Raw genomic sequence first — 2,673 nt, forward strand, 5'->3', positions numbered from 1 at the left:
GATAACTGTCGGTAAAATCAAGGTAAATCAAGGTAAATCAAGGTAAATCAAGGTAAATCAAGGTAAATCAAGGCTACCCTGCTCAATTCACGGCCGGTCGACTTACTCACCCGAATTCATGTACCAAGGCGTGACCAGTTCGTCGGACGTTGAAGGGGCTGGAACCGCCCCCTCAATCTGTTGTGCATCAACCACCAGCTTGGGGATTGGCGTTTTACGAACCACAACCTTAGGTTCAGGCTGTTCGGCGATAAATCGGGACGCCTGAGAGCTGACGTCTTCCAGCGCGTCGTGAAGCCCGCCATCATTAATCGTCCCATCCTGGCGGCCTTCTATGGCACCGAGCAGAGTCATCAACATTTCTTTGTAACGAATGTTGTCACTGCTCAAGGTGCGATTGTCGCGCGCTAAACGTTCGTTTTCGGTGCGGGTTTTTTCCATCAGTACGTGCTGATTGGAGAGGTTTTCTTTGATTTCGAGAAGTTCCCGCGACAGCATGCCGATTTGGCGGTCGTGATTGGCTTCTTGACGGGCGAGGCTGGCTTTTGCGGCCTGCACCCGACTGGCGATTTTATCCATATTTTTCATGTTCGAGTACTTCTCACCCTCAAAAAACCAGAGACCTGTGACGCCATCGGCACAACAGAAATTGAGAATCTAACACCTCCGTCGGCTCACATTCAAAAAAAATTTTCGCCGAGCAGCAACCCGGTGCAAAGCCACAAAAGGTAGACGCCGCCATAATCGGGCTTTTAACCGCAAAACTAGTCCTTTTATTCGTCTCAAACCCTTATTTTGCATAAAAAAAGTTGTATAATTGGGCCAATTTTTATGTATAATTGTGAATTCAAATTTGCGTCTTGTTTTTTAATCACTTGGGTGGGAACTTATCACATGAACGTTGAACAAATTATCGCGGGCAAAACGGTTGCCCAGATCAATGATATGGCTGACAAGCTTGAGCGTGCCGCTGACATGAAAGCCGCTGCTGCGGCGAAAATGAAAGCCGATGCCGCTGCGGCCGCTGCCAAAGCAAAAATTGCCGGTGCAAAGGCGGCTCAAGTAAAAGTCGCCGCCAATGCCGCCAACGCGAACGCCATGGGCGCAACCACTGTCAGCAAAGCCACCGTGGCCAAAACCGCGACCGCTGGCGTAGCTACGAAATCCAGCACCGCGTCGATGATCGGCACCTGCTGCTCATCAAAGTCTTGGACACTGGGATTGGGCCTGGGTCTTGGCCCTTGGGGTCCTGTGTTGCTCACCGCCGGTGGTGCTGCAGCCGGGTATTACCTCTATAAAAACTACCTCAAAGGCTACATCGCCAATCGCATGGATGCGCCCTCCATCTAAGCGAACACGCTGGCTCGAGTTCGATTAAGACAACGAATTCGCACAAGACAACGAATTCGCACAAGACAACGAATTCGCACAAGACAACGAATTCGCACAAGACAACGGCCCGATTGCAGTGCCTGCAATCGGGCCGTTTATTTTTGCGGACGGGTCAAAAACAAAAGGAGTTATGACCGAATCTGGTGTTTGAACATTTGAATTGAAGCGGCGTATCAGGTTGAATTGTTGTTGCAAGACGCCAATCCAACCAAAGGAGATACGCCACTATGACGAAGAATAACGTTTTAGAATTCGCGGGTCGAGAAGCAATTTCAGACCCGCTGTCAGATTTGTTGAGAGCAGGTGCGCAGCAGTTGATCAACCAAGCGGTAGAGGCAGAACTTCAGGAACTGTTGAGCCAGTATTCTGACCGCCGCACCGATAATGGCAATGCCGCTGTGGTTCGCAATGGTCATTTACCGGAGCGCAAGCTGCAGACAGGGTTGGGACCGGTGACGGTCAAGATCCCCAAAGTTCGCTCCAAGGCAGGAGCCCCCGTGACGTTCCGGTCAGCTCTTGTTCCGCCGTATGTCCGCAAGACGAAGTCTCTGGAGGCTGCACTGCCTTGGCTGTACTTGAAGGGCGTCTCAAGCGGTGAGATGGGTGAAGCCTTGAAAATATTGATTGGCCCTGACGCCAAAGGTCTATCGGCCACCACGGTGTCGCGGCTGAAGCAGATGTGGGGTCAAGAATACCAGAGTTGGCGTGACGAACCACTGGATAAAGACCGCTGGGTCTATGTGTGGGCTGACGGCGTCTATAGCGGTTTGAGAGGTGAACAAATGAAGCTGTGCGCCTTGGTGGTCATTGGTGTTAATGAGCGTGGGGAGAAGCACTTTTTGGCTATTGAAGACGGCACGCGTGAATCGACGCAAAGTTGGCGCGAGGTTCTTTTGAAGCTAGATCATTTCCGGGTTATTTTGACGCATAACCATCTGCGGCAAAGAAGTTGCGGCATTCATCTGGCTTGAACAGGTCGCAAACTTTTCCAGCCGTCTTCCACAGGTCATCGATTGTACGAGGTTTCAGGCGTTTCATATGAGACTTAAATTTTGAGAACGCCAGTTCTATGGGGTTAAAATCAGGCGAATATGGCGGCAGGAATAAGAGCCAGGCCCCTCGTTTTTCAACCGCCTGCTTGGCGCTGTCACATTTGTGCGCTGAGAGATTGTCGAGAACAACAACGTCCCCTTTGCTCAAGGTCGGAGCGAGTTGTGTTTCGATGTAATGCGCGAAGATATCAGCGTTCATGGGGCCATCAACAATCCAGGGGGCGGTTAA

The 2,673-nt window shown here is 51.0% G+C and carries 3 protein-coding genes and 1 pseudogene; 2 read left to right on the forward strand and 2 right to left on the reverse strand.

All coding sequences use genetic code 11. The annotated features are described in order from the left end of the window. Window positions 1-102: 102 nt before the first annotated feature. Window positions 103-588: a hypothetical protein gene (locus BEN30_RS17485; RefSeq protein ID WP_069959588.1), complete on the reverse strand. Its 486-nt coding sequence runs from the start codon at window positions 586-588 to the stop codon at window positions 103-105. Window positions 589-894: 306 nt separating this feature from the next. Between BEN30_RS17485 and BEN30_RS17490 the strand changes: the two genes are divergently transcribed. Beyond that, window positions 895-1,350 (forward strand): hypothetical protein, encoded by a 456-nt coding sequence (locus BEN30_RS17490; RefSeq protein ID WP_069959589.1) that lies wholly within the window; start codon window positions 895-897, stop codon window positions 1,348-1,350. A gap of 269 nt (window positions 1,351-1,619) precedes the next feature. Continuing rightward, window positions 1,620-2,294, forward strand: a pseudogene (locus tag BEN30_RS17495) (transposase); the annotation flags it as partial. Window positions 2,295-2,307: 13 nt separating this feature from the next. Here the strand turns inward: BEN30_RS17495 and BEN30_RS18185 are convergent. Then, a partial coding sequence (locus BEN30_RS18185) for a transposase (protein ID WP_069957100.1) occupies window positions 2,308-2,673 on the reverse strand: 366 nt, incomplete at its 5' end.

It is taken from the genome of Magnetovibrio blakemorei, from assembly GCF_001746755.1.
Taxonomy (GTDB): domain Bacteria; phylum Pseudomonadota; class Alphaproteobacteria; order Rhodospirillales; family Magnetovibrionaceae; genus Magnetovibrio; species Magnetovibrio blakemorei.

Bases quoted from the DNA above. Each gene is read 5' to 3' on its own strand.
- BEN30_RS17490 (WP_069959589.1), top strand. From the start codon at position 895: ATGAACGTTGAACAAATTATCGCGGGCAAAACGGTTGCCCAGATCAAT.
- BEN30_RS17485 (WP_069959588.1), bottom strand. From the start codon at position 588: ATGAAAAATATGGATAAAATCGCCAGTCGGGTGCAGGCCGCAAAAGCC.